The organism is Microbacterium schleiferi, from assembly GCF_038150145.1.
GTDB lineage: Bacteria > Actinomycetota > Actinomycetes > Actinomycetales > Microbacteriaceae > Microbacterium > Microbacterium schleiferi_B.
Genome location: NZ_JBBWSA010000013.1, coordinates 1 through 24,308 on the forward strand (window position 1 = coordinate 1; position 24,308 = coordinate 24,308).

Here is a 24,308-nt window from a genome sequence, read left to right on the forward strand (position 1 = left end):
TCTAGACGTCGACGGACTCGGGGTCGCTCACGAGCGTCTCGGCGGTAGCCGCAATCCGATTGGCCATCCCGCTGAAGATGAACCCGTGGAAGGGCAGCACGGCGAACCAGTACAGGCGCCCGGCAAGTCCGTGCGGGAAGAACACGGCGCGCTGCTCGTAGCGCGATCCGGTCTCGGTCGGGACCGCCCGCAGTTCAAGCCACGCCAGACCCGGAACCTTCATTTCGGCTCGCAGGCGCAAGAAGCTCCCGCGCTCGATAGCTTCGACGCGCCAGAAATCCAGGGCATCACCCGCTGACAGGCGGCCCTTGCTTCGGCGCCCGCGCTGCAACCCGACTCCGCCGACCAGCCGGTCCATCCATCCCCGAATGGCCCACAGCAGCGGCGAGGAGTACCAGCCGTTCTGCCCGCCGATACCCTCGATCACCCGCCACAGCGCGGATGCCGGTGCGGGAGTCGTCGCAGATCGCTCATCGACGAACACGACCTGACCGGCCCAGTCCGGGTCACTCGGCAACGGACTGGAGGGCACATCCAGAAGCTCCGCATCGGCCCAGCTCGTCTCGACCGTGTCATCCTTCTCGCGGTTGAGGGCTAGAGCCACGGCATCCCGGTATCGCATGAGGCCGTCTTCGGGCCGAGGAATGAGATCGTCGACAGCCCAGGAACGCACCACGCAGTCCACCTGCAGCGACTCGACCAGGGGGCGAGCGATAGCGGCGGGGATCGGCGTGACGAGGTTGACCCACAGCGACGCGAGCCGCGGAGTGAGCACGGGCAGTGCAGCGATTGCGCGTTGCGGGAGGCCCGCGACGACCGCGTACCCGTTCATCATCTGCCCGTACCGCAACACGTCGGGGCCACCGATGTCGACAGCCGTGTTCACCTCAGCGGGAACGTGCGCCGCACCGAGCAGGTAGTGCAACACGTCGCGCACCGCGATCGGCTGGATGCGGTTGCGCACCCACTTGGGGGCTGGCATGTACGGAAGAACATCGGTCAGGTGCCGCACCATCTCGAACGACGCCGAACCCGACCCGATGACGACACCCGCCTGCAGCACGAGCGTCGGCACCCCCGAGGCGAGCAGAATCTCACCGACCTCCACCCGACTACGCAGGTGAGGCGACAGCGGAGCATCGTCCGGGTGGAGCCCGCCGAGGTAGACGATGCGGGCCACGGATGCCGCAGCTGCGGCATCCGCGACGGTGGTGGCAACGTCGTGGTCGGTCTGCTCGAAAGATCGACCCGACATCATGGAATGGATGAGGTAGTAGAGCACGTCGACCTCGCCCACGGCGTCGGCGACGGCATCCGGGTCCTTCGCGTCGCCGGCCACGACCTCGACGCGATCCCCCCACGAGAAGGCGGCGACGCGCCCCGGATGCCGGGCGAGCACCCGCACGCGATACCCGGCGTTCAGCAGCCGCGGAACGAGCCGCCCACCGAGATACCCGGTGGCGCCGAGCACGAGCGCGCGCGGCTTCTCGCCGTCGGCGCGGGGTGAAGCTGCGAGAGCGGGTTCGCGGCCGGTCGGTGCGGTGAGGTCTTCCACACCGGCAGGCTAACGCGGCCCTGGCCCCTCCGGGCCGCTCAGCGACATTCCGAAGGCTTGAACTCCCTCGTGCGAGGGAAGCCTCACGAATCCGAGGCGGTCGTAGAAGGCGAGAGCCGACGTGTTCGTGGCGTCGGCCACCAGGTGCACACCGGGGACTCCGCGCTCACGGAGGGTCTCGATGAGCGCGTCGATCAAGCGTCGCCCCCATCCCTGTCCCTGCGCCTGCGGCAGCAGGTCGATGTGCAGGTGAGCGGGATAGGCGTCACCGTAGGGTTCGGCTCCCGCGCGTCTGGCGGCAGCGTAGCGAAGGATGCCGGCGGTGCGCTCCGCACGCAGATCCGCGGCGTCGACATCCGGAGTCCACCGCGCCCCGCGCTCGGGCCACCACGACGTGCTGAACCAGTCCTCGAAAGACCTCGTATCGGGTGCGCAGACGAGATATCCGACTGCCTCGCCCTCATCGTCGACCACGAACGCGTCATCCGGATGCCGGGCGAGGTAGGGGCGCAGGAACACCTCGGGCCAGATCTCGTCGTCGGTCAGGATGCCTGTCGCATCGGATCCGGCATCCGCCGTGCGGATGCACACCGACGACAGTGCCGCCTCATCCTCGGGGCGAAAGGGTCGAATGCTGGCCACGCCACGATGGTACGCGGGGGTAGTCCGCCTGCGACGAGGCTGCGAGGATGGCGAGGTGAGGACGAACGCGTGGGTGTGAGCACCGGTCAGGTGTCCGAGATCGCACAGCGTATCGCGAGGCCGGTGCGCGATCTGCTCCGCACACTTCTGGCGCCGCTGACCAGAACCCGACTCTTCCGCGCCGCAGGTCCCCGCCTGCTCCCCCCGGTCGAGCGGGTCTTCGCCGCCCTCAGCGGCGGCCGAGTGCAGCTCAGCGCCGTCCTGGTTCCCTCACTCGTTCTCCACACGACCGGGGCCAGAAGCGGTCTCATCCGTGATGTTCCGCTGATGTACACCCCCGACGGACAGGGCCGGGCGATCGTCGCCGGGACCAACTTCGCCGGCGAACGCCACCCCGCTTGGACGACGAATCTGCTCGCCCATCCGGATGCTGCGATCACGGTTCGCGGAAAGCTGATGCTCGTGAACGCCAGCCTCATCCCGGACGAGGAGCGAGACGCCGCGTGGGCGCGCATCGAGGCCCAATGGCCCGGCTACCGCGCCTACGAGCGGGAATCCCACCGCACCGTGCGACTGTTCCGGCTCCAGCCGGTACGCAAACACGCCAAGCGCGGCGAGGCCGCCCCTACGGAGTGAGGGCCTGCACCGTCCGGGGCCGCACGATCGCCCACAGTGCGATGACAGCGATCGCTCCGCAACCCACCATCACCGATGCCATCGTCGTGGCGGTGATGCCAGCGCTGGCGGAGAGCCAGCCGACGAGCGGCGAGATGGCGCCGGCGACGCCGAAGTTGACCGCCCCGAGGATGGATGCCGCGGTCCCCGCCGCCTTGCCGTGGCGGTCGAGGGCGAGCACCTGTACGCACGGGAAGCCGAAGCCGACCGAGGTGATGAACAGGAACAGGGGGACCATCGTTCCCCAGAGTCCGAGTCCGAGACTGTCGGCCAGGATGATCGCCGCACCGAACACCACGGTGCCCGCCGTCGAGAAGGCCAGCACCCACTGGGGCCCGAAGCGTGCAGCCAGCCGCGAGGCCATCTGCACGCCGAAGACGATCCCGAGAGAGTTGACGGCGAACAGCAGACCATAGGCCTGTGGATCGAATCCGTAGCCCTCCTGAAAGAGGAACGGCGAGGCTGACAGATACGAGAACAGTCCGCTGAAGTTCATGCCGCCGATCACGAGCACGCCAAGGAACACGCGGTCACTGAGAACCGACCGATACCGCTGCCAGGTCGTGGTGCTGCCCTTGTCGTGGCGGCGCGCGGGCGGCAGGGTCTCGGGGATGAGGAAGATCGTGCTGACGAGCATCACGACGCCGTAAACGGCGAGAACGACGAAGATCCCCTGCCAGGGCATGACGATCAGAAGCGCCGAGCCGATGAGAGGCGCAATGACCGGGGCAACACCGCTCACGAGCGCGAGCCGACTGAGCATCACGACCAAGCGCTTCCCACCGAAGAGGTCGCGCACGATCGCCATCGCCACGACGCCGCCCGCGGCAGCGCCGACTCCCATGAAGAACCGGGCTGCGCCGAGGGTGATGAGCGTCGGCGCCAGGGCCGCGGCTGCGCTCGCCAGCACATGCAGCACCGTCACAGCGATCAGCGGCATCCGTCGCCCGACCTCGTCGCTGAGCGGGCCCACCACGAGCTGACCGACAGCAAATCCAATCATCGTGCCCGTGAGGGTTAGCTGGATCGCGGCTGACGTGGTCTGGAAATCGTCCTCCAGGACCGGAAACGCCGGGAGGTACAGATCGATCGTGAAGGGGCCGAGGGCCGTCAACGCGCCGAGCAGAATGATGTACAGGACGCGGCGACGCGCGGGGATGGCATCGCCCGGGTGCAGCATGATCGGCGCCGTGGCGGGGTTCGTCCCGAGCGTACGGATTGCACCCGTCGCGGCGCGAAGGCGGGTGGCTTCTGTTGCGGGAGCGGGGTCTGACACCCCGCTCGCGGATTGAGCTTCGGGCGTCACGGGGTTGGAGGCGGTGTCGAGCACGGGTTCCGTTCAGAAGGAGATTACTCGGCGCTCGGGGATCGTCGCCCCCGATCGGCGTCGAATCGATTCGACTACATGATAACGGATGCCATCACACCGAGCATCCGACGACGAAGGGGCGCCCCTTCCGGAACGCCCCTTCGCCTGGTTCTCTTGCGATCAGCCCTTTGTCGACCCTGCGAGCAGGCCCCGCACGAAGTAGCGCTGCAGCGAGAAGAACACGATGAGTGGAACGATGATCGCCACGAAGGCGCCGGCAGTGAGCAGCTGCCATTCGTTTCCACGGGTTCCCGTGATCTCTGCGAGCAGCTTCGTGATCGGCGCAACCGGCCCGTCGGCGAAAATCAACGCCACGAGCAGGTCGTTCCAGACCCAGAGGAACTGGAAGATCGCGAACGACGCGAGCGCCGGCATCGTCAAGGGCAGGATGATGCGGAAGAAGATCTGCCCGCGCGATGCCCCGTCCACCCGTGCCGCCTCGATGATGTCAGCCGGGATCTGCGACATGAAGTTGTGCAGCAGGTAGATCGCCAACGGCAACGCGAACATCGAGTGCGCGATCCAGACCTGTGCGTATCCGCCGGAGACTCCGAGGGGCCCGGTGATCTGCAGTCCGAAGATGTTCAGGCCTCGCGAGAACGAGCTCAGCAGCGGAATCAGCGCCATCTGGATCGGCACGATCTGCAGCGCGAACACGAAGATGAACAGCCAGTCGCGACCCTTGAAGTCGATCCACGAGAACGCATAGGCCGCAAAGGCCGCGATCGTCAACGGCACGATGGTGGCTGGGATCGTGATGGCGATCGAATTGATGAACGCCTCGGCCATCGTGAGCTGCGTGTTTCCGGCCTGCAGCACCTGGATGTAGTTCTCCAGCGTGACTTGCGGGTCGGCGAAGAACGTCCACCATCCGGTCGTCTTGATCTGCTGCTCGGGCCGGAACGAAGAGATGAACAGACCGAAAGTCGGGATCGTCCACGCCACCGCAATGATGATCGATGCGACGGTCGCCCACGGCTTGGAGAGCACCTTACGCGCACGTCGCGCGGGGCCCTCGGACCTCGCCATACCGCGGGTGAGCTCCTTCTCGGTCTCCTTGTCGATCGGTAGATCGATCGGCATGACCTCACTCACTGGATCCCCCCTTCGGGAGATCTACGGGCATGAGCTCGCTCATCGGATCTCCTTCTGCTTGCGGATCTGCCGCGCGTTGTAGATCACGATCGGCAGCACCAGGAGGAACAGGACGACCGCGAACGCGGCGCTCCGCCCCGCCTCGAACTTCGTGAACTGGGTGTACATCTCGTTAGCGATCACCGAGGTACCGAAGTTGCCGCCCGTCATCGTGCGAACGATGTCGAACACCTTCAGCGAAGCGATCGAGATCGTCGTGAGGACCACGATGATCGCCGGGCTGATCGCCGGGACCGTGACGTTGATGAAACGCTGCCACGCGTTGGTTCCGTCCAACTGCGCCGCCTCGAGTTGTTCGGTCGGCACGCCCTTGATCGCCGCGGAGAGAATGACCATGGCGAAACCGGTCTGCACCCAGATGAGCACGACGATCAGGAACAGCGTGTTCCACGGCTCGTTGAGCAGCCACTGCACGGGGTCTCCCCCAAACCAGACCACGATCTGGTTGAGAAGGCCGATTTGGGTGAACTCCGGGCCGCGGTAGGCGTACACGAAGTTCCAGATGATGCTCGCACCGACGAACGAGATGGCCATCGGCATGAACACCAGAACCTTGTAGACCTTCTCACCGCGGGTCTTGTCGATGAACACCGCGTAAGCGAGTCCCACGATCGTGGACACGGTCGGTGCGATCAGCACCCAGACGATCGTGTTGACGACGGTTCGGATTCCCTCGGGCTGCGTGAAGATCCAGACGAAGTTGTCTATCCCGACGAACTTGTTGCCCGCCGCGTTCATGAACGATGCGACGAAGGTCTGGATCGACGGGAGAATCAGACCGATCAGCAGCAGCAGCGCCGCCGGAGTCATGAAGGCGATGAGCTGGATGAAGTAACCCTTGCCGTTACGTGATCGGTAGTCGATCACGAAGAACAGCCCGCCGATGAGAGCGGCGACGATCGCCGCCCACCAGACGGAGTTGAACAGCAGAACCGTGGCTACCGGGATGAGCACGCACATCGCGAGCCGGATCCAGGTGTAGACGGGCCCCGAGCGGGGAGCAATGTCAATGAGGAAGAGGATCAGGCCGATCACCACGAGGAATGCAACGACCACGACGATCGCTTGCAGAATCGGGTGCATCGTGCCGACCCAGTTGAAGAAGGCGGTCACGTCGCTCCTTTCGAGTACGTCAGCGGACTCGCTCGAATCCTAGCCAGGAAGACGACGGAGGGGCCGCCCCGCCTGAGCGAGGCGGCCCCTCCGTCATTACTGTCAGCTGGCGGGCCAGCCGGCTTCGATCTGCGCGGTGACCTCGTCAACCGGGGTTCCGCTGATCCACGAGACCATGCCCTTCCAGAACGTCCCGGCGCCGACGGCGCTGGGCATCAGGTCGGATGCGTCGAACCGGAACGTGGTGTTCGGGTCCTGCAGGATCTCGATCGCCTGGGTCAGGATGCCCGACGATGCGTTGGCCGGGTCGAGGCCGGTGTTGGCCGAGATGACGCCACCGAGCGAGACGCGGTTGTTCGCCCACTCCGGGCTCGAGAGGTACTCGAGCACAGCCTGGGTGTCGGACTCGTCGTTGAACGCACCGACGATCTCACCGCCACCGGTGACCGCCGGAGCTCCCGCTTCCTGACCAGGCATGATGAATGCCCAGACGTCGCCGTCCTCGGCGACAACGCCGCCGGCATCCTCGATGAATCCGGTGAAGAACGACGCCTGGTGGTGCAGTGCACACTCACCCGAGACGAGGGCAGCCGCAGGGTCGCCGAACTCGGTCGAGTTGATGGACTGCACGTCGCCGAAGCCGGCGTTGACGTAGGCGGGGTTCAGCAGGTACTCACCGGTCGCGTCGAACGCGTCGATGATCGGCTGGTCGGTGAACTTCACCTCGTTGGCAACCCACTGGTCGTAGACCTCGGGACCCGAGTCGCGAAGCACCATGTCCTCGATCCAGTCGGTTCCCGGCCAGCCAGTTGCATCGCCCGAGCCGAAGCCCGCGCACCACGGAGCCTTGCCCGTGGTCGACTGGATGGTCTCGGTGGCCGCCATGAGCTCATCGAGAGTGGTCGGGACCTCGAGGCCCCATTCGGCGAACTTCGCGGGCTGGTACCAGATGAAGCCCTTGACGGATGCCATCAGCGGCGCGCCGTACAGCGTGCCGTCGACGGTGCCATACGCGGCCCAGTCCTCCGACCAGTAGTCCGCAACGTTCTGCTGCACGGCCTCGGGAGCCGGAACCAGGTAGCCGCGCGACGCGAGGTCGGCGAGCAGACCGGGCTGCGGGAAGATCGCGATGTCGGGCGGGTTGCCACCCTGTGCACGGATGCCGATCTGAGACTCGAACTCCTTGGAAGCCTCGTACTGGATGTCGATTCCCGACTCCTCTTCGAAGTCGGCCCACGACTGGTCGAGCAGTTCCGCCTCGGTGTCCGAGATCGTGCCGTAGATCGTGACGACGTTGTCGACGTCGCCGCCCCCACCGTTGCCGCCGTTGTCACCACTGCAACCGGCGAGCGCGATGCCCGCGACGCCGGCGATCGCCACGGCGCCGAGCACCTTGTGACGCTGTGTCATGCCCATATGAAAGACTCCTCCTCGTTGAGCGCAAACATGGTTCCTTCGTAAGAGCCTCTCGGGAACCGTTTCCATGATACCGTATCGCCCTCTTCTCCAGCGCACAACAGATGAACCATTACGAGCCGATAACTGCGGTTGGGAGCGCTCCTTTCCCTATCGCGATAGTTATTGACGACACGACATTCTTGTGGAACCGGTTCCCCTTTTCGCCCTTCGTCGTTTAGCCTGTCCCTACAAGGGATCGACGATCGATCGCGGGTGCGGTGTCGGGAACCGCAGAGAACCGCCGGAAGGTACAACGACGTGAGCGGCATCGAGGACGTGGCCCGCGCTGCGGGAGTCTCGAAGGCGACGGCAAGTCGCGCTCTCACCGGACACGGATATGTCGCTGCTGCCACACGGGAGCGGGTGACCCGAGTCGCCCACGAGATGGGATATGTCCCCTCCTCGAGCGCTGCGAGCCTCGCCACCGGACGCACACGCAACATCGGCGTCGTCATGCCGTACCTCAACCGATGGTTCTTCGCCGAGGTGCTCGAAGGCATCCAGGAGGTGCTTCTCGAATCCGGCTACGACCTGACTCTTTACGACGCCAAGCCGGGGACGGAGGGTCGTCGACGCGTCTTCGATGATTTCCTGGCCAGAAAGCGATTCGACGGGCTGATAGCGGTCGGGCTCGAACCGGACGACCACGAGCTCGAAAGACTGGTCGCGATCGGTCGTCCCGTCGTGAGCGTGGTGGCAATCGGCGATAACGCGGGCGTCGTGCGACTGGATGACGAATATGCAGCGCGACGCGCGACAACGCACCTCATTGAACTCGGTCATACGAAGATCACCTTCCTCGGGGGCGTCTCGGTGTCGAGCGGTCCGCACGTCGATCGCGCGCGCCTGTCCGGGTACCAGCGCACGATGACGGAGGCGGGTCTGACCGTGACGCATGTCCGGTCGGAGGTGAGTCTGCCCGGCGGATATGCGGCGGCCGTCGACCTACTCGGAGACCCCGCACGACGTCCCACGGCGCTCCTGGCTACCTGCGACGAAGTTGCGATCGGCGCCATCATCGCTGCCCGGCGGCTGGGCATCCCGGTTCCGTCAGCGCTGAGCGTCGTCGGTATCGACAATCACGAGTTCGCCGAGATGTTCTCTCTCACGACGCTCGAACAGTCACCACGCAGTCAGGGCATGCATGCCACGCGGATGCTGCTGGGACAGCTCGAGGATCCCGCGCAGGTTCCGCAGGATGTCAGCATCCAAGCCCGCCTGATCGTGCGCAACTCAACGGCTCCGCCCCCGGGAACCGCCTCGGTGACCGTCGGCGTCGGTGTCACATCCTGACACCCGATCCTCCGCGAGACACCCAACCTCCCGTGACACGCGGCGTAGCGCGCGGTGTGTCATCCGAATTGCGGAGTCTCGTGCGGCAGACGCCTCCCGCTACAGTGGTGCCGTGAACGAGACGGCGGCCGAGGGCGGCGCGGGGACGGCGACTTCGGATGCCGCGCGTCGCCCGGTGATCGTGTCTCTCGCCGTCGCGTTCGTTTATGTCACGGGGATGCTGAGCATCCTGCTCGGCATCCTGGTACTGCTCAGCCGCTACGACCAGACGGGCTCAGGCGACATCCTCGCGGTGTCACTCGTCGGGGCTGCCATCATCCTCATCGGGCTGCTGATCATCGGGATCGCGTCCGGCGTCGCGCGCGGCAGCCGGCTGTCGCGGATCACGCTCACCGTCTACCTGGCGATCCAAGTGCCGCTTCACGGCCTGGCCATCGCCACCGCGGACTTCGACTGGATCGCCGTCGCGCAGCTGGTGCTCGAGCTGTTCACTCTCGTGGTGTTGTGGCTTCCGCCGACGAACCGCTTCTTCCGCGCCGCCGCTGACGCCCGGCGCTGACAGGCTTCGCGCCCACCGCCCTCGCGGCCATGTCACGCGCCACGAATCGGCGGTGGATGAACCGCACGATCTCGATTCCGCCGATCGTCGCCACGATCACTGCTGTGAGCAGATACGCGGCGTCCTCCCCCGGGTCCGTGAGCTGGAAGAACTCGGTAGCCAGGGGCACCGAGAAGATCAGCACCAGGCCGATGAACATCGCGCCGACCACAAGGCCCTTGTAGCGGTCGATCGGGCGGGACAGCACGGTGAGGATCCAGATCCCGACGATGGCGAGCAGGATCGTCGCGCCCGTTCGCATCTGTTGCTCATCGACGCCGAGCGACTGCGCGCCGAGCGTGTAGAGGGTGAGGCCTGCCCCGACGACGACACCGGCGGGGATGGCGAAACTCAGCGACCGCCGCAGGAACCCGGGAATATAGCGCTGCCGGTTGGGCATGAGGGCCAAGAAGAACGCCGGGATGCCGATCGTGAGCCCGTCGGTGATGGAGAGCTGCCTGGGCAAGAATGGGAATTGCAGCACCAGGATGCCGAACACGATCGACAACACGAAGATGTAGGAGGTCTTGGTGAGGAAAAGCATCGAGACCCGCTCGATGTTGGCGATCACCTGGCGCCCCTCCGCGACGACATCGGGCAGGTGCGAGAACTGGCCGTCCAGCAGCACGAGGCGCGCCACCGCCTTCGTGGCAGCGGCGCCGGAGTTCATCGCGATGCCGATGTCGGCGGTCTTGATCGCGAGCGCGTCGTTGACGCCGTCGCCGGTCATCGCCACGGTGTGGCCACGCGATTGCAGGGCAGTGACCATGCGCTTCTTCTGCTCGGGGGTGACGCGACCGAACACGCGGTACGTCTCGAGCACGTCTGCGAGCGCCTCGTCGTCGTCTGGCAGCTGGCGGGCATCGAACCCCTCGGGCGCGTCCACTCCGACCTCACGCGCGATGGCAGCGACAGTGCCGGGATTGTCGCCCGAGATGACACGGATGCCCACCCCCTGCTCCCGGAAGTACGCCAGCGTCTGCGCGGCATCTGGCCTCACCTGTTCGCGGAAGGTGAGAACGACGATCGGGACGAGGTCGTCGGGGATGCGCTCGGCCTCGGCCTGTTCGTCGGAGATCGGATGCGGCGAGTGGCCGAGCACGAGGGTGCGCCGTCCCGTCGCGGCAAGCTCGGCGACCAGGGACCCGAGGTCGGTGCCGGCCCCGGTTTCTTCCGGAAAGACCATCTCGGGTGCACCGAGCACCCAGGCGCCCGACGGACCATCGGTGAACGACACGGCGCTCCACTTGCGCGCCGACGAGAACGGGATGACCGACCCTGCGGCGACAGGAGCTTCGAGCGGATAGGGGTCTCGCAGGCACCGCGCTGTGGCGTTGGCCGCCGGATCGGCGCCGTACCACGCGAGCGCCTCATCCCATCCGGGCGCCGCAGCACCGCCGACGGGATGAACGGCATCGAACTCGATCTCGCCCGCAGTGAGCGTGCCGGTCTTGTCGAGGCACACGACGTCCACGCGTGCCAGCCCTTCGACGGCGGGGAGTTCGTTGACGAGCACCTGTCGGGAGGCGAGCTTCGCCGCGCCCACGGCGAAGGCGATGCTGGTCATGAGCACGAGTCCGAGCGGGATCATCGCGGTGACCGCGGCGATGGTGTTCACAGCCGCCTGAACCCAGTCACCACTCTCCCAGGCGGCGACCCATCCGCCGAAGACCATCATCTGGGCGTTCAGGACCAGAAGCGCCATGGGCCCGATCGCCCATCCCACGACGCGCAGCACGAGGTTGATCGAGGAGCGCAGCTCGCTCGAGACGAGCGAGAATCGCTTGGCCTCAGCGGCGAATCGGTTGGCGTAGGAATCGGCACCAACACGGATGACGCGTGCCATCCCCTCCCCCGCGACGACGATCGACCCAGAAAGCGCCTCGTCACCGGGACGCTTGTCGACGGCATCCGACTCGCCCGTGAGCATCGACTCGTCGACCTGCAGCCCGCGCGGGTGAATGACCTCGGCGTCGGCAGCGATCTGGTCGCCGGCGCGGAGTACCAGGATGTCATCGATCACGACATTCGTCGGGTGGATCTCGGCCTCGACACCGTTGCGCAGAACACGAGCGGTCGGTGCATTCAGAAGGGCAAGCCGATCCAGCGCCGCCTTGGCGCGGAATTCCTGCCACGCACCGATGATCGTGTTTGCCAGGGCGCTGAGGCCGAAGATCGCGTCTTGCCACCTCCCGAGAAGCAGCAGCACGGCGAAGCACGAGCCAACGATGGCGTTGAATATCGTGAAGACGTTGGCACGGATGATACTGCCGATGCTCCGACTCGAGTCGGCCTGATAGGCGTTGGTTCGGCCGTCGGCCACACGCTCGGCCACCTCGGCAGCCGTGAGTCCGGTGATCTCGTCATCCCCGGTCGGCTCGGGCCCTGGCTGCGTTGCCACATCGGTACCGCTGGTCATGCGTTCACCCTAGCGGGCACGCCCGGCGCGGGAGGGTGCAGGTTCGGATGCCGGGAATGCACGAAGGCCCCGGATGCCGAAGCATCCGAGGCCGTCGTAAGAAAGTCGCAGGGACTTACTTGAGGGTGACCGTGGCGCCTGCCTCTTCGAGCGCAGCCTTCGCCTTGTCTGCGGTCTCCTTGTTGGCGCCCTCGAGGACAGCCTTGGGAGCACCGTCGACGACGGCCTTGGCCTCGCCGAGGCCGAGCGAGGTGAGCTCGCGGACGACCTTGATGACCTGGATCTTCTTGTCGCCAGCGGCCTCGAGGATGACGTCGAAGGAGTCCTTCTCCTCAACCTCTTCGGCGGGGGCACCACCGGCGGGGGCGCCGGCAGCGGCAACTGCGACGGGCGCGGCGGCGGTGACGTCGAAGGTCTCCTCGAACGCCTTGACGAACTCGGAGAGCTCGATGAGGGTGAGCTCCTTGAACGCGTCGAGCAGCTCTTCAGTGCTGAGCTTTGCCATGATGATTCTCCTTGATGGGTGTGGTTATCGCCGGGGCCCGTCTCAGGCCGCGGACTCCTGCTTCTCACGCAGCGCGTCGACCGTGCGAACGGCCTTCGACGGCAGTGCGTTGAAGACGAATGCTGCCTTGGTCATCGAGGCCTTCATCGCGCCGGCGAGCTTCGCCAGCAGGACTTCACGGCTCTCGAGGTCGGCGAGCTTGCCTACCTCTTCCGCGCTCAGGGGGGAACCGTCGAAGTATCCGCCCTTGATCACGAGAAGAGGGTGTGCCTTGGCGAAGGCGCGCAGTCCCTTCGCGACGGTGACCGGGTCACCGTGCACGAACGCGATGGCCGAGGGACCCACGAGGTCCTCGTCCAGTGCCGTGATCCCCGCGTTGTTCGCGGCGATCTTGGACAGCGTGTTCTTCACCACGGCGTACTCGGCGTCCTGACGAATCGCGCTGCGGAGCTCCTTGAGCTCCGCAACCGTCAGACCGCGGTACTCGGTGAGCAGAACGGCGGTCGAGTCCTCGAAATGCTTCGTGAGCTCGGCAACCGTCGCTTCCTTCTGCGCCATGGCCACTCCTTGTGTCTTGTCCCCGCCTCACGGTGGTGGGGCGGGAGCCTCGGACCCCCAAAAAATGAGAAAAGCTCCGGCGCAAGCGCACGGAGCTTCGGCCCGGATGGGCGTTGTTCGTGTCACCTGCGCGGGCCCCTGGGTACTCTCCCGAGAGAGAATCTCCAGTGCTTCGATCGACGTTCGCTTGCGCGCGCGACGATGACCGGCGGTCTTCGGCTCCGATAAGTGTACGCGGCACTCGGTCGCCCCGACAAATCGGCGTCGAGGCTCTCGCGCTTCCTCGCGTGTACGCACCGCCGAGGTCGCCACCCGCACGTAGGGTCGAGGGGTGACTCCCGAACTCCAAGCGCGCATCGTCGCCGATTCGCGCGATCGGGTCGCGTGGGTGCGGGCACGCTCGCGCGGGATCACAGCGACGGATGTCGCGACGCTCACTTCCGAGCGGGCAATCGCCCGCGCAGCAGACGCCAAGCTCATGGGATCGGGCTTCTCAGGCAACGCGTATACGAACCACGGGCGGCTACGGGAACCTGAGATCGCTCGCTGGGTAGCTGCAACGCACGGCATCCAGCCCTCCTCGGCGCTCTTTCACGCCGAGATCGAGAAGCGCCACCTGGCCACCCCCGACGGTGTCGTGGTCGACGCGCAGGGGCGCATCATCCTCGCCGAGATCAAGACGACGAACAAGGAGTGGCGCAGCATCCCCCGTTCCTACCTCCGACAGGTCTGGTGGCAGCAGCACGTCCTCGGCGCCGAGCGCACGCTCGTCGCCTGGGAGCAGCATGACGGTTTCGTCCCGGTCGGCGACGAGCCGCGGTGCGCGTGGATTGACCGCGATGAGACTGAGATCGCGCGACTGGTGAGCCTGGCGACGGCCCTCATCGATGAGTTATACATGCGCACACAGCGCACGCGAACTCTGACGGCCGCCCCGGTCACGACACGCGAGCCCTATCGCGCCCTCGCGCTGTCCGACTGATCAGCCACGCCCCACCGCTCGCCTCGCCTCATCCGGCACCGTCGGACTCCGCTATGACGCACGTCCACCAACTAATTGACTCCTGTCAACCAAATAGCGTATAGTTGACATTTGTCAATGACTGCGCGATGACGAGCGCAGCCACATCCTCGTCGTCCAGAAGGCAACCCATGGCATCCGCTTCTTCTCCAGCTCCCGCCCTCACCGACTCCGGGATGACTCGCCGCCAGGTTCTCGAGGCTCTCTCGGGACTGCTCCTGGGCATGTTCGTCTCGATGCTCGCCTCGACAGTCGTCTCCACCTCGCTGCCGGTGATCATCCACGATCTCGGCGGCGATCAGACCGCGTTCACATGGGTCGTGACAGCAACGCTTCTGACGACAGCGATCTCGACGCCCGTGTGGGGAAAGCTCGCCGATCTGATAAATCGCAAGCTCCTCTTCCAACTCGCGATCGGCGTCTTCGTGATCGCGACAGCCGCGGCGGGATTCGCTCCGAACGCCGAGTGGCTGATCGCCATGCGTGCCGTGCAGGGCGTCGGCGCCGGAGGCCTTGCGGCGCTCAGCCAGGTGATCATGGCCGACATCATCAGTCCCCGCGAGCGCGGCCGCTACATGGGTCTGTTCGGGGCCGTCATGGCGCTTGCGACCATCGGCGGTCCCCTCGTCGGCGGCGTCATCACCGACGGGTTCGGCTGGCGCTGGAACTTCTACGTCGCCCTCCCGTTTGCCGTTGCAGCGCTGATCATCGTGCAGCGGACCCTCCACCTGAAGCCTCTGACCGCACGCAAGGTCTCGATCGACTACCTCGGCATCGTCCTGCTCTCGGCTGCCGTCTCGCTGCTTCTGATCTGGGTGACCCTCGCCGGGGACTCCTTTGACTGGTGGAGCCTGACGACCCTGCTGATGGTGGGCGGCGCGATCCTCGCAGCCATTGCGTTCATCGTGGTCGAGCTGCGCTCACGCGAACCCCTCGTCCCGCTCTCGATGTTCCGGAGCCGCACGTTCACGCTCGCCGTGCTCGCCTCGATCGCCACCGGCATCGCCATGTTCGGGGCCTCGGTGTTCCTGAGCCAGTACATGCAGCTGGCCCGGGGCGCCACACCGACCGAGGCCGGGCTGATGACGATCCCGATGATCGCCGGCCTTCTGGTGGCATCCGTCGGCGTCGGCCAGCTGATCACCCGCTTCGGGCACTGGAAGCCCTACCTCATCGCCGGCAGCATCTCGCTGATCGCCGGCTCCGCCCTGCTGACGACGATCCACTACGACACGAACTTCGCTCTCGTGTCGCTGTACATGTTCCTCCTCGGCGCCGGCATCGGGATGACGATGCAGAACCTCGTGCTCGTCGTCCAGAACACGACCGAGCCCACGAAGATCGGCGTTGCAAGCTCCGGCGTCACCTTCTTCCGAAGCCTCGGTGGCAGCGTCGGCGTTGCGGTCATGGGCGCAGCCCTTGCCAGCAGCGTCACCGACCTGCTGGGGGGACGAAAGGATGACATCACCGCCGCGCTCGGGGCCCTCGGCGACCAGGCCTCGAGCTGGGCCTCGCAGCTGCAGTCGGGATCCCTCCCGCAGGTCTCTGCGATGCCCGAAGGTCTGCGGGTCATCTTCGAAGACGTCTATGCTCAAGGCATCTCACAGTCCTTCTTCATCCTCGTTCCGTTCGCGATCGTGAGCCTCATCGCCATCGCGTTCCTACCGAACGTCCCCTTGACTCGGATGACGAACCGCGAGCGGCTGGAAGCGAGCGAAGCCGACCTCGCCACCGTGTCAGTCGCCGAGGGCATGGACACTCTCACCGCCACTGCCGACTTCTCGACGGATGCCGACGGTTCCCGCCGCGGCGAGACTGCTCGCGCGGCATCCAGCCCGGGGTCGCCGCGATGAGCGAAACCGCAGCTCCCGAGGACCTCGACCCCGCAGCCCGCGAGCATCGCGCGGCAGTCGACCGGCTCGAGGGGGCGATCTCCGAGCTCATCTCGCGCATCCGAAAGTTCTATGCGCAGATCGCCGATGAGGTGAGCCCGGGAATGCTCCCCGGGACATTCAAACTCCTGGCCACGATCGGCCGCATCGGACCCACGACATCGTCGACTCTCGCCCACCGCCTGACGGCCGACAAGGGAATGATCAGCCGACAGATCAGCGAGCTCGAGAGCCTCGGGTTCATCGAGCGGACCGCTGATCCCGACGACCGCCGTTCGCGGCTGATCTCCCTCACCGCGGAGGGACGGAAGCGACTGGATGCCGCACGAGCACCGTACGAGCGGATGCTCTCTCATACCCTCGCGGAGTGGCCCACCGAGTCGATCGATGATCTCACCGATCTGCTCACCGCTTTCGCGTCCGGCGACATCCCGAAGCGCTGACTGGCGCGTCTTATCGGCGCGGTGACACCGACGTAACACGAGCGAGACAATCGCGCGGTTGACTGAGATCACCTCGCGGAGGGCGGGGTTCCACTGGTCGTCCAGTGTCACGTCGACGCCGATGTGCACGACCCTGAGACGACGTATTCGCGGAAGGAGCGACCGATGCGATTCCGGCCGCTACGCCAATCCCACGAAGCTCAGGCATTCTCGACCGAACCCGCGGAGGTCCCGGAGGTGATGCGGGCGGTCACCGTCGCCCAGTGGGGCGCGCCCCGCGTGCTCACCGAGGGAACTGTCCCCGTACCGCGCCCCGTGCTCAGCGAGGTGCTCGTGCGCGTCGTGGCTGCGGGTGTGAACCCGATCGATGCCAAGACCCGCGCCGGTAAGGGACTCGCTCCTGCCGTCTCCGAGCTACCCGGGATCCTCGGATTCGACTTCAGCGGCGTCGTCGTTGAGTCCCCGTTTGAGACGCATCCGTTCCCTGTCGGTACCGAGGTCTTCGGCATGGCAGGGTTTCCCCGAACGCCCGGAAGCTACGCGGAGTATGTCGTCGCACCCACGCTGTCGATCGCGCGAAAGCCTGCATCCCTCTCGCACGTCGAGGCAGCGGGAGTCCCGGTGGCGGCCCTCACAGCCTGGGGCCTGGTTGTCGAGACGGCTCACGCCCACGAGGGTCAGCGCATTCTTATCCACGCGGGAAGCGGGGGCGTGGGGCATTTTGCCGTGCAGTTCGCTGCCTACTTCGGCGCTCATGTGACAGCCACGGCGTCCGGCGCCAATGCCCCCTGGCTGCGCGACCTCGGCGCGTCAGTCGTCATCGACCACACCTCGACGCGCTTCGAGGAGGTCGTGCACGATATGGATGTGGTCATCGACCTCGTCGGCAACGTCACCGACTCGATCGGCACACGCTCCCTCTCGGTCCTGCGTCCGGGCGGGATGTACATCCTCGTACCTACCGGGTCCTGGCCGGACTACCGCGAAGCAGCGGCAACGGCAGGCGTCCGCGCCACCAGCTACAAGGTCATTCCCGAAGGCGCGACGCTCGCGACGATCGCCCGCCTGCTGGACTCCCGGTCGATCCAGGTCTACATCGACCACGTCCTCGACCTCGCCGACGCAGCGAGGGCACACACCGACATCGAGGGCGGACACACGCGCGGCAAGATCGTGCTGCGCGTCAGCGACGATTGAGGCTGGGCGCAGGTCGAAGCACCCGTCGCCCCTCCTCGACGATCTCGGTGGCCACGGCATCCAGGAGCGGCGAGCGCAGATTCCACTGCTGCCAGTGCAGAGGAACGTCAATCGGCGGACCTCCCAAGCGCACGAGCGCGCCGCTCTCGAGCCCAGCATCGGATTGAAAGCCCGGGAGCAACCCCCACCCGAATCCGAGCCCGACTGCCTGCGCGAAATCATGGGATGCCGGGACATAGTGCCGCGGGGCATCCGACCCCGAGATCCCCTGTTCCCGCAACCACCTGTCTTGCAGATCGTCGCGCCGATCGAACTGGACGACCGGGGCTGCAGCCAGCGCACGGATGTCGTTGCGTGAGGTCTCGAGGTAACGGGCGACGAAATCGGGGGTTGCAACTGCCTCGTAGCGCATGACACCCAGCGCGGTCACGCGGCATCCGGCTACCGGCTCTGCACGCGATGTCACGGCGCCCATCACGGTGCCGCCCTCGAGGAGCGCAGCGGTGAAGTCCTGATCGTCGCGATGAAGATCGAACACGACCGGATGCCGCGCGCTCAGGCGCGCCAGCGGCGTGAGGAACCAGGTGGCGAGCGAGTCAGCGTTGACTGCCAACGGCACCGAAACCGGCCCCTCGTCGGCGCCGTCATCAACACGGACTCCACCGATTCCGGCAAGAGCGTCGTGTTCGAGGACGCGCGCCTGACGGGCGAGCCGGATGACGGCATCCCCGGCGTCCGTCGGACGAACCGGCTTCGATCGAACGAGCAGCACCCGGCCGAGCTGATCCTCGATCGCGCGCAGGCGTTGGCTCACGGCACTCGGCGTCATCCGCATCCGTCGCGCCGCAGCCTCGAGGGTGCCCTCCTCGGCGATGATTGCCACGGTGTCAGCGAGGTCGAAGTCGATCTTCATGTGAAGCGATGCTAATGGCACACAAGAATCCTGAGCTGGAGTGAATCCATTGCTCTCGTTACCGTCGAGAGGTGCTCACTCCCCTGCTGGCCGGCCTCGGCCTCGGCCTCTCGCTGATCGTCGCGATCGGCGCGCAGAATCTGTTCGTGCTGCGTCAAGGCATTCGGCGTGAGCACGTCCTCGCCGTGGTGGTCGTGTGCGCGGCATCCGACGCTGCCCTCATCATGCTGGGCGTCTCGGGGATCGGGCTCGCACTGGCGGCCCTGCCGTGGTTGGTCACAGCCGTGCGCTGGGCGGGCGCGGCCTTCCTCGTGGGGTACGGCCTCCTCGCAGCCAGGCGGGCGTGGCGCCCCTCCGGAGCGCTCACTGTCGACCCGTCGGCCGAAGCCGCCGCAGGCTCTGCCGCTGAGCAGGCGTCGGCGACCCACTCGGTGACCACCGAGACGCGACTGTCGGCGACCGTGCTCACGGCGCTGGCCCTGACCTGGCTCAATCCGCATGTCTATCTCGACACAGTGTTCCTGCTCGGTGGAGTAGCGAACTCCCACGGCGAGGACCGCTGGGTCTTCGCGCTCGGCGCCGTGTCCGCGAGTGTCCTCTGGTTCAGCGCGCTCGGGTTCGGTGCCCGGTATCTCGGGCGGTGGCTCGCGACGCCGCGAGCCTGGCGCATCCTCGATGCGATCATCGCCGTCGTCATGATCGCCCTCGGCGTGAGTCTCATCCTGGGCGGATGAACGACAACGGCCCCCGCCGCAGCGGAGGCCGTTGTCGTATCAGAGCGTTGCTCAGGCGATGCTGTTGACATCCAGCGGGATGCCGGGGCCGAACGTGGTTGACACTGCACCCTTCTGGATGTAGCGACCCTTCGAGCTCGAGGGCTTGAGGCGAACGATCTCGTCGAGCGCAGCCTTCAGGTTCTCGTCGAGCTGCTCGGCCGAGAACGACGCCTTGCCGACGACGAAGTGCACGTTGGCGTGCTTGTCGACACGGAACTCGATCTTTCCGCCCTTGATCTCCTCGACCGCCTTGGCGGGGTTGGGCGTCACGGTGCCGGTCTTGGGGTTGGGCATGAGGCCTCGAGGACCGAGGACCTTACCCAGACGCCCGACCTGGCCCATCAGCTCCGGGGTCGACACCGCAGCGTCGAACGCGGTGTAGCCGCCGGCGACCTTCTCGATGAGCTCGGCGCCGCCGACCTCATCAGCACCTGCAGCGATCGCCGCTTCGGCAGCAGGACCGGTTGCGAACACGATGACGCGTGCGGTCTTGCCGGTGCCGTGGGGCAGGATGACGGTGCCGCGCACCATCTGGTCTGCCTTACGCGGGTCGACCGAGAGCTTGAGGGCGACCTCGACGGTGGAGTCGAACTTCTTCGAGCCCGTCTCCTTCGCCAGGTTCACTGCCTCGCTCGGCGAATAGAACTTGCCTGCCTCGATCTTCGAAGCTGCTTCGTTGTAAGCCTTGGACTTGGTAGCCATTGTCGTCCTCCCCCTCAGTCCTCGACCGTGATGCCCATGGAACGGGCGGTGCCAGCGATGATCAACGAGGCTGCCTCGATGTCGTTCGCGTTCAGGTCGGGCATCTTGGTCTCGGCGATCTGACGGACCTGCTCCTTGGTGAGCTTGGCGACCTTGACGGTGTGCGGGGTCTTGGAACCCTTCTGCACTCCCGCGGCCTTCTTGATCAGCTCGGCTGCCGGCGGGGTCTTGAGGATGAACGTGAAGCTGCGGTCCTCGTAGACGGTGATTTCCACGGGGATGACGTTGCCACGCTGCGACTCGGTCGCGGCGTTGTACGCCTTGCAGAACTCCATGATGTTGACGCCATGCTGACCGAGCGCGGGCCCGATCGGCGGCGCCGGGTTGGCTGCACCGGCGTTGATCTGAAGCTTGATCAGGCCGGTCACCTTCTTCTTCGGTGCCATTCTTCTTTCCTTTCATCGAGCGGATGCCGTCGGCATCCTCTCTCCCGCAGCCCGGCGGTTCCGGGAGCGGTGGTCTGTGTGGTGACTCGGCTAGAGCTTGGTCACTCTATAGTTTGGTCACCTGGTCGAACGACAGCTCGACCGGAGTCTCGCGTTCGAACAGCGAAACGAGCACCGTGAGCTTGCCGCTTTCGGGCTTGATCTCGCTGATCGTGCCGGGAAGACCCGCGAACGAGCCTTCCTTGATCGTGATGGTCTCGCCGACCTCGAAGTCGACTTCCGCCGGAATCGCGCGAGCGACCGGCTGACCCTTCTTGGCGGCGCCACCCTTGGCCGGAGCGGTCTCCTTGACCTCGACGAGAGACTTCAGCATCGTGAAGGCCTCTTCGAAACGGAGCGGCGTCGGGTTGTGCGCGTTGCCGACGAATCCGGTGACACCGGGAGTGTGGCGAACGACCGACCAGGTGTCTTCGTTGAGCTCCATGCGCACCAGCACGTAGCCGGGGATGCGCACGCGGGTGACCATCTTGCGCTGGCCGTTCTTGATCTCGACGACATCTTCCATCGGAACTTCGATCTGATAGATGTCTTCTTCGACCTCGAGCGTCGACTTGCGCTGCTCGATGTTGGCCTTCACCTTGCGCTCGAAACCGGCGTACGAGTGGATGACGTACCACTTGCCCGGCAGCGACCGCAGTTCGGCACGGAACGCCTCGTACGGGTCTTCCTCGGCCTCGTCCTCGTCGGCATCGTCCTCGTCGCCGAGTTCGGGCCCGTCGTAGGGAGTCACTTCCTCGGCGGCGTGAGCCGCACGCTCGGCTTCTTCCTCAGCGAGGTCGTCGGCGAGGACCTCAGCGGCAGCCTCGGCCTCCGCCGTCTCATCGATCTCGAGTGCATCGTTCACGATCGCATCAGCCTCCGGGTCACTCACCTCGACGTCGTCGTCGTCCGAGTAGTCCACGTCGTCGTTCTCATCCTCGATGTGGATGGCGACGTGCTCGGCCGCATCGCTCTGGTGCTCTTCGCGCGCGAGTTCGTTGCCCTCCTGGGCCTCGTCCTCCTCAGAGGACTGCTCGGCCGAGGGTGCCCAGTCGGCGTCGTCGAGAAATCGTTCAGACACGTGTTTGGTTCACTTCCGTTTGATCGGGCGCGACGCAGCATCCTGCCCGCACCGTGAGGACGAGCAGATCAGGCGGGAACGCCGAAGACCTGTGTCGTCACCCAGAGGAACACGAAGTCCATCCCGTACACGAGGGCCATCATGATGACGACGAACCCGAGCACGACTGCCGTGTACTTCAGGAGCTCCTGGCGCGTCGGTGTGACGACCTTACGAAGCTCCGCAAAGACCTGACGGATGAACAGGGCGATCCGCGCGAAGACGTTCAGCTTCTTCTCGCGAGGAGCGCTGCCGCTGGCAACGATCTCGCCCTTGGCGTCATCCTGGACCATGTATCCCACCTGGTTGCTTCTGGTGTGCCAGCTTGCGCTGACGCGCAGGGCGGACAGGAATCGAACCTGCAACCTGCGGTTTTGGAGACCGCTGCTCTGCCAATTGAGCTACCGCCCTAAGGCCGAAAGGCCTTGAGGTGCCTACAGTCTTCTGCCGCGACCTGAAAAAGGGGGTGTGTCCCGATCCCGGGCACGGCGAAAGAATGCAGACTTGTACTGCAGGTCCAGTGTACGGCATGCCCTCCCGACGGGCGAACCGCATCCGACCCTCAGCGGGCGTCCAGGCATGGCGTGAACACGGCGATCACCAGAAGCGGTGAGTCGTAACTGACGGTTGCGACGATGCCGCTCTCGTCTACCCAGGCGCCTTCCTTGCCCGCAACCGCGTCGGCGTCGATAGCCGTCCACTCCTCCGGATCGATGGCCGCTGTCACGGCCTCGACGAGCGCGTCCTCTGCCGCATAGTCGGCCGCCACGGAGACGGAGCCGACCGCGGTGAATGCCCGCTGCACGCCGCGATCCTGCTCGCCGCAGCGTTGTACCTCGGAACTCGCAACCTCGAGGGTGCGAAGCACCCCTTCCTCGACGGCCCCTGCCGCAGCCACCAGGGTGTCGAAGGCGGACTCGGCATCCGATTCGAGCTCAGCGATGTCGGGTCCGGCGCACCCCGCGAGTACCACGGATGCCGACAGCAGCCAGGCCGCAAACATCGCTGCTCGCCGTACCCGCAGCCCACGCCGACCCCCGGTCATGGGCGAGCCACCGCGCTGACTTCGAACTCCTCGGGCGTCGGAGCGCTCGTGCGCACACCGAGCGCGGCGAGCTGGTCGACGAACCAGCCATCGTGCCAATCGTCGATGTCACACGGGGACGAGGAGCCCTCGTACGCCGACCGCTCGATGCCGTGCTGATAGACAGCCCGACAGCTGGCATCCGTCTCCAGCGCCCACTCGTAGTCGTCATGCGACACCCCGGCACGCTCGGCCGCGAGCAGGGCGGGAAAGTAGTTCTGGTACTGGTACCAGTGCATAGCCTCGTGCACAAAGATCGGCCAGGCGAGGCGCTCGATTCCCGGCTCCCACGCAACGAAGAGCCAGTCGGGGTAGCCGGTCTGGTAGCAGCCACCGACCACGAGGAAGCGCGGGCCGTCCTCCTGCCCGGCGTAACCGCAGTTCTCGGGACCGGCATCGAAGATCACTGTGACCTCACCTGCTCCGATCGAGTCCAAGAACGCGCGACCCTGCGGGTCATCGCCCGGGAAGGCCTGCCCACCCGGGTTGGGGGCCGCAGGTTGCGGGGCCGCATCGCCCTCGCGCCACTGCGCGATCCAGGCTGCGTCAGCCTCCCACGCTGCTGCAGCCTCGACGTACCGACCGCGGGCGCCGCGGATGTCGGCGGCGAAGTCCTGATTCACAGCAAACACGTCAGCGATCGCATCCGCCTGTGACGCCGTCACCGCGGTGGGTCTGCGGTCCGCTGTCAGCCACTCCAGCCCGATGACCGTGGTGATTCCGAGCGCGACGGTGAGGGCTCCGGCCAGCACCGGAATCCACAACCGCGCGGGGTTCACCTCACCATGATCGGGCATCACCCCGCATCCTGCGCGCCACGATCAGTAATCGGCGATGCCGTAGCGATCGGGCTCCGGTCCACGACGGAATCGTCGACCCGACATCGTCTCGGCGATCACCCGAACGTAGTGGTACTTCAACGTCGGCAACCACGGCCGAAGGGGAAGCTCATCAGCAGCTTCGACCTCTTCCTCGGTCGCAAGGCGCTGAGCCCGACCGCGCACGATCACGCTCCATGCCACAGCATCGGTGTAGTGATCGACTTCGAAGAGCACTTCATCGTTGACGGTGAGCTCGACGAGCTTGCTGCCCTCGGCGGTGCGGAACACGATGGTGTCCTCATCCACGACGTAGTTGACCGGGAAGATGTCCAAGACATCTCCAACCCGGGTCACCAGGCGGCCGAGTTCTTCGCCGGCCAGAAGCTGCCAGCACTCCTCATCGCTGAGAGTGGCGACGACATCGTCCATCATCTCTTCCATGCCCTCATTGTGGGCGCACGCCGTGGATCGCACTAGGGACCCTTGGCCCTGGCGCGGTCCACGACCACTGCGA

At 65.9% G+C, this 24,308-nt stretch carries 25 protein-coding genes and 1 tRNA gene; 8 read left to right on the top strand and 18 right to left on the bottom strand.

All coding sequences use genetic code 11. The features are described from left to right. Position 1 precedes the first annotated feature (1 nt). Positions 2-1,555 (bottom strand): SDR family oxidoreductase, encoded by a 1,554-nt coding sequence (locus AADH62_RS13245; RefSeq protein ID WP_341579892.1) that lies wholly within the window; start codon positions 1,553-1,555, stop codon positions 2-4. Between the two features lie 9 nt (positions 1,556-1,564). Then, a complete protein-coding gene (locus AADH62_RS13250; protein WP_341579893.1) occupies positions 1,565-2,197 on the bottom strand; it encodes an N-acetyltransferase in 633 nt (210 codons plus the stop codon). A gap of 69 nt (positions 2,198-2,266) precedes the next feature. On the opposite strand from AADH62_RS13250, the gene AADH62_RS13255 reads away from it, so the two are divergent. After that, the gene (locus tag AADH62_RS13255) at positions 2,267-2,833 is read left to right on the top strand and encodes a nitroreductase family deazaflavin-dependent oxidoreductase (RefSeq protein WP_341579894.1); all 567 of its coding nucleotides are present in this window, start codon (positions 2,267-2,269) and stop codon (positions 2,831-2,833) included. Here the strand turns inward: AADH62_RS13255 and AADH62_RS13260 are convergent. From AADH62_RS13260 to AADH62_RS13275, 4 genes are all read right to left on the bottom strand, one after another. Then, positions 2,823-4,202, bottom strand: a complete 1,380-nt coding sequence (locus AADH62_RS13260) for a multidrug effflux MFS transporter (RefSeq protein WP_425355692.1) — start codon at positions 4,200-4,202, stop codon at positions 2,823-2,825. The genes AADH62_RS13255 and AADH62_RS13260 overlap by 11 nt on opposite strands. Before the next feature lie 159 nt (positions 4,203-4,361). Then, complete coding sequence (locus AADH62_RS13265; RefSeq protein WP_425355693.1) at positions 4,362-5,324, bottom strand: carbohydrate ABC transporter permease; 963 nt, start codon at positions 5,322-5,324, stop codon at positions 4,362-4,364. A 51-nt stretch (positions 5,325-5,375) separates the two neighbouring features. Beyond that, positions 5,376-6,509, bottom strand: a complete 1,134-nt coding sequence (locus AADH62_RS13270) for a sugar ABC transporter permease (RefSeq protein ID WP_341579895.1) — start codon at positions 6,507-6,509, stop codon at positions 5,376-5,378. A gap of 102 nt (positions 6,510-6,611) precedes the next feature. Then, positions 6,612-7,925, bottom strand: a complete 1,314-nt coding sequence (locus AADH62_RS13275; protein WP_341579896.1) for an ABC transporter substrate-binding protein — start codon at positions 7,923-7,925, stop codon at positions 6,612-6,614. Between the two features lie 300 nt (positions 7,926-8,225). On the opposite strand from AADH62_RS13275, the gene AADH62_RS13280 reads away from it, so the two are divergent. Continuing rightward, complete coding sequence (locus AADH62_RS13280) at positions 8,226-9,260, top strand: LacI family DNA-binding transcriptional regulator (RefSeq protein ID WP_341579897.1); 1,035 nt, start codon at positions 8,226-8,228, stop codon at positions 9,258-9,260. Between the two features lie 112 nt (positions 9,261-9,372). Beyond that, positions 9,373-9,819: a hypothetical protein gene (locus tag AADH62_RS13285; protein ID WP_341579898.1), complete on the top strand. Its 447-nt coding sequence runs from the start codon at positions 9,373-9,375 to the stop codon at positions 9,817-9,819. On the opposite strand, the gene AADH62_RS13290 is transcribed toward AADH62_RS13285, so the two are convergent. The 3 genes from AADH62_RS13290 to rplJ all read right to left on the bottom strand — a co-directional run bounded on the left by AADH62_RS13290 (position 9,749) and on the right by rplJ (position 13,340). Further along, positions 9,749-12,277 carry an HAD-IC family P-type ATPase gene (locus AADH62_RS13290; RefSeq protein WP_341579899.1) on the bottom strand — a complete coding sequence of 843 codons (2,529 nt, stop codon included), beginning with the start codon at positions 12,275-12,277 and terminating at the stop codon, positions 9,749-9,751. The two genes, AADH62_RS13285 and AADH62_RS13290, sit on opposite strands and share 71 nt — an antisense overlap. A gap of 115 nt (positions 12,278-12,392) precedes the next feature. Continuing rightward, the gene (gene rplL, locus AADH62_RS13295) at positions 12,393-12,782 is read right to left on the bottom strand and encodes a 50S ribosomal protein L7/L12 (protein WP_292710082.1); all 390 of its coding nucleotides are present in this window, start codon (positions 12,780-12,782) and stop codon (positions 12,393-12,395) included. Positions 12,783-12,824: 42 nt separating this feature from the next. After that, positions 12,825-13,340, bottom strand: a complete 516-nt coding sequence (rplJ, locus tag AADH62_RS13300) for a 50S ribosomal protein L10 (protein WP_292710080.1) — start codon at positions 13,338-13,340, stop codon at positions 12,825-12,827. Positions 13,341-13,671: 331 nt separating this feature from the next. On the opposite strand from rplJ, the gene AADH62_RS13305 reads away from it, so the two are divergent. From AADH62_RS13305 to AADH62_RS13320, 4 genes are all read left to right on the top strand, one after another. Continuing rightward, the gene (locus AADH62_RS13305) at positions 13,672-14,322 is read left to right on the top strand and encodes a YqaJ viral recombinase family protein (protein WP_341579900.1); all 651 of its coding nucleotides are present in this window, start codon (positions 13,672-13,674) and stop codon (positions 14,320-14,322) included. Between the two features lie 170 nt (positions 14,323-14,492). After that, a complete protein-coding gene (locus AADH62_RS13310; protein WP_341579901.1) occupies positions 14,493-16,214 on the top strand; it encodes an MDR family MFS transporter in 1,722 nt (573 codons plus the stop codon). Further along, the gene (locus AADH62_RS13315) at positions 16,211-16,696 is read left to right on the top strand and encodes a MarR family winged helix-turn-helix transcriptional regulator (RefSeq protein WP_341579902.1); all 486 of its coding nucleotides are present in this window, start codon (positions 16,211-16,213) and stop codon (positions 16,694-16,696) included. Before AADH62_RS13310 ends, AADH62_RS13315 begins: the two co-directional genes overlap by 4 nt. A gap of 165 nt (positions 16,697-16,861) precedes the next feature. Further along, a complete protein-coding gene (locus AADH62_RS13320; protein ID WP_425355694.1) occupies positions 16,862-17,893 on the top strand; it encodes an NADP-dependent oxidoreductase in 1,032 nt (343 codons plus the stop codon). Here the strand turns inward: AADH62_RS13320 and AADH62_RS13325 are convergent. Next, positions 17,880-18,806: a LysR family transcriptional regulator ArgP gene (locus tag AADH62_RS13325; protein ID WP_341579903.1), complete on the bottom strand. Its 927-nt coding sequence runs from the start codon at positions 18,804-18,806 to the stop codon at positions 17,880-17,882. The two genes, AADH62_RS13320 and AADH62_RS13325, sit on opposite strands and share 14 nt — an antisense overlap. A 71-nt stretch (positions 18,807-18,877) precedes the next feature. On the opposite strand from AADH62_RS13325, the gene AADH62_RS13330 reads away from it, so the two are divergent. After that, the gene (locus tag AADH62_RS13330; protein ID WP_341579904.1) at positions 18,878-19,540 is read left to right on the top strand and encodes a LysE/ArgO family amino acid transporter; all 663 of its coding nucleotides are present in this window, start codon (positions 18,878-18,880) and stop codon (positions 19,538-19,540) included. Between the two features lie 51 nt (positions 19,541-19,591). Here the strand turns inward: AADH62_RS13330 and rplA are convergent, their stop codons facing one another. From rplA to AADH62_RS13370, 8 genes are all read right to left on the bottom strand, one after another. Continuing rightward, positions 19,592-20,284, bottom strand: a complete 693-nt coding sequence (rplA, locus tag AADH62_RS13335) for a 50S ribosomal protein L1 (protein ID WP_292710068.1) — start codon at positions 20,282-20,284, stop codon at positions 19,592-19,594. Positions 20,285-20,298: 14 nt separating this feature from the next. Beyond that, entirely contained in the window at positions 20,299-20,730 is a 432-nt protein-coding gene (rplK, locus tag AADH62_RS13340) for a 50S ribosomal protein L11 (RefSeq protein ID WP_018172800.1), read from the bottom strand. A 106-nt stretch (positions 20,731-20,836) separates the two neighbouring features. Continuing rightward, positions 20,837-21,850 carry a transcription termination/antitermination protein NusG gene (gene nusG / locus AADH62_RS13345; RefSeq protein WP_341579905.1) on the bottom strand — a complete coding sequence of 338 codons (1,014 nt, stop codon included), beginning with the start codon at positions 21,848-21,850 and terminating at the stop codon, positions 20,837-20,839. Between the two features lie 68 nt (positions 21,851-21,918). Beyond that, a complete protein-coding gene (gene secE, locus AADH62_RS13350) occupies positions 21,919-22,182 on the bottom strand; it encodes a preprotein translocase subunit SecE (RefSeq protein ID WP_341579906.1) in 264 nt (87 codons plus the stop codon). Between the two features lie 45 nt (positions 22,183-22,227). After that, a tRNA-Trp gene (locus tag AADH62_RS13355) sits at positions 22,228-22,300 on the bottom strand. Positions 22,301-22,451: 151 nt separating this feature from the next. Next, complete coding sequence (locus tag AADH62_RS13360) at positions 22,452-22,892, bottom strand: hypothetical protein (protein WP_341579907.1); 441 nt, start codon at positions 22,890-22,892, stop codon at positions 22,452-22,454. Positions 22,893-22,930: 38 nt separating this feature from the next. Next, entirely contained in the window at positions 22,931-23,770 is an 840-nt protein-coding gene (locus tag AADH62_RS13365) for a hypothetical protein (protein WP_341579908.1), read from the bottom strand. Between the two features lie 24 nt (positions 23,771-23,794). Continuing rightward, positions 23,795-24,235 carry a pyridoxamine 5'-phosphate oxidase family protein gene (locus AADH62_RS13370; protein ID WP_341579909.1) on the bottom strand — a complete coding sequence of 147 codons (441 nt, stop codon included), beginning with the start codon at positions 24,233-24,235 and terminating at the stop codon, positions 23,795-23,797. Positions 24,236-24,308: the final 73 nt, after the last annotated feature.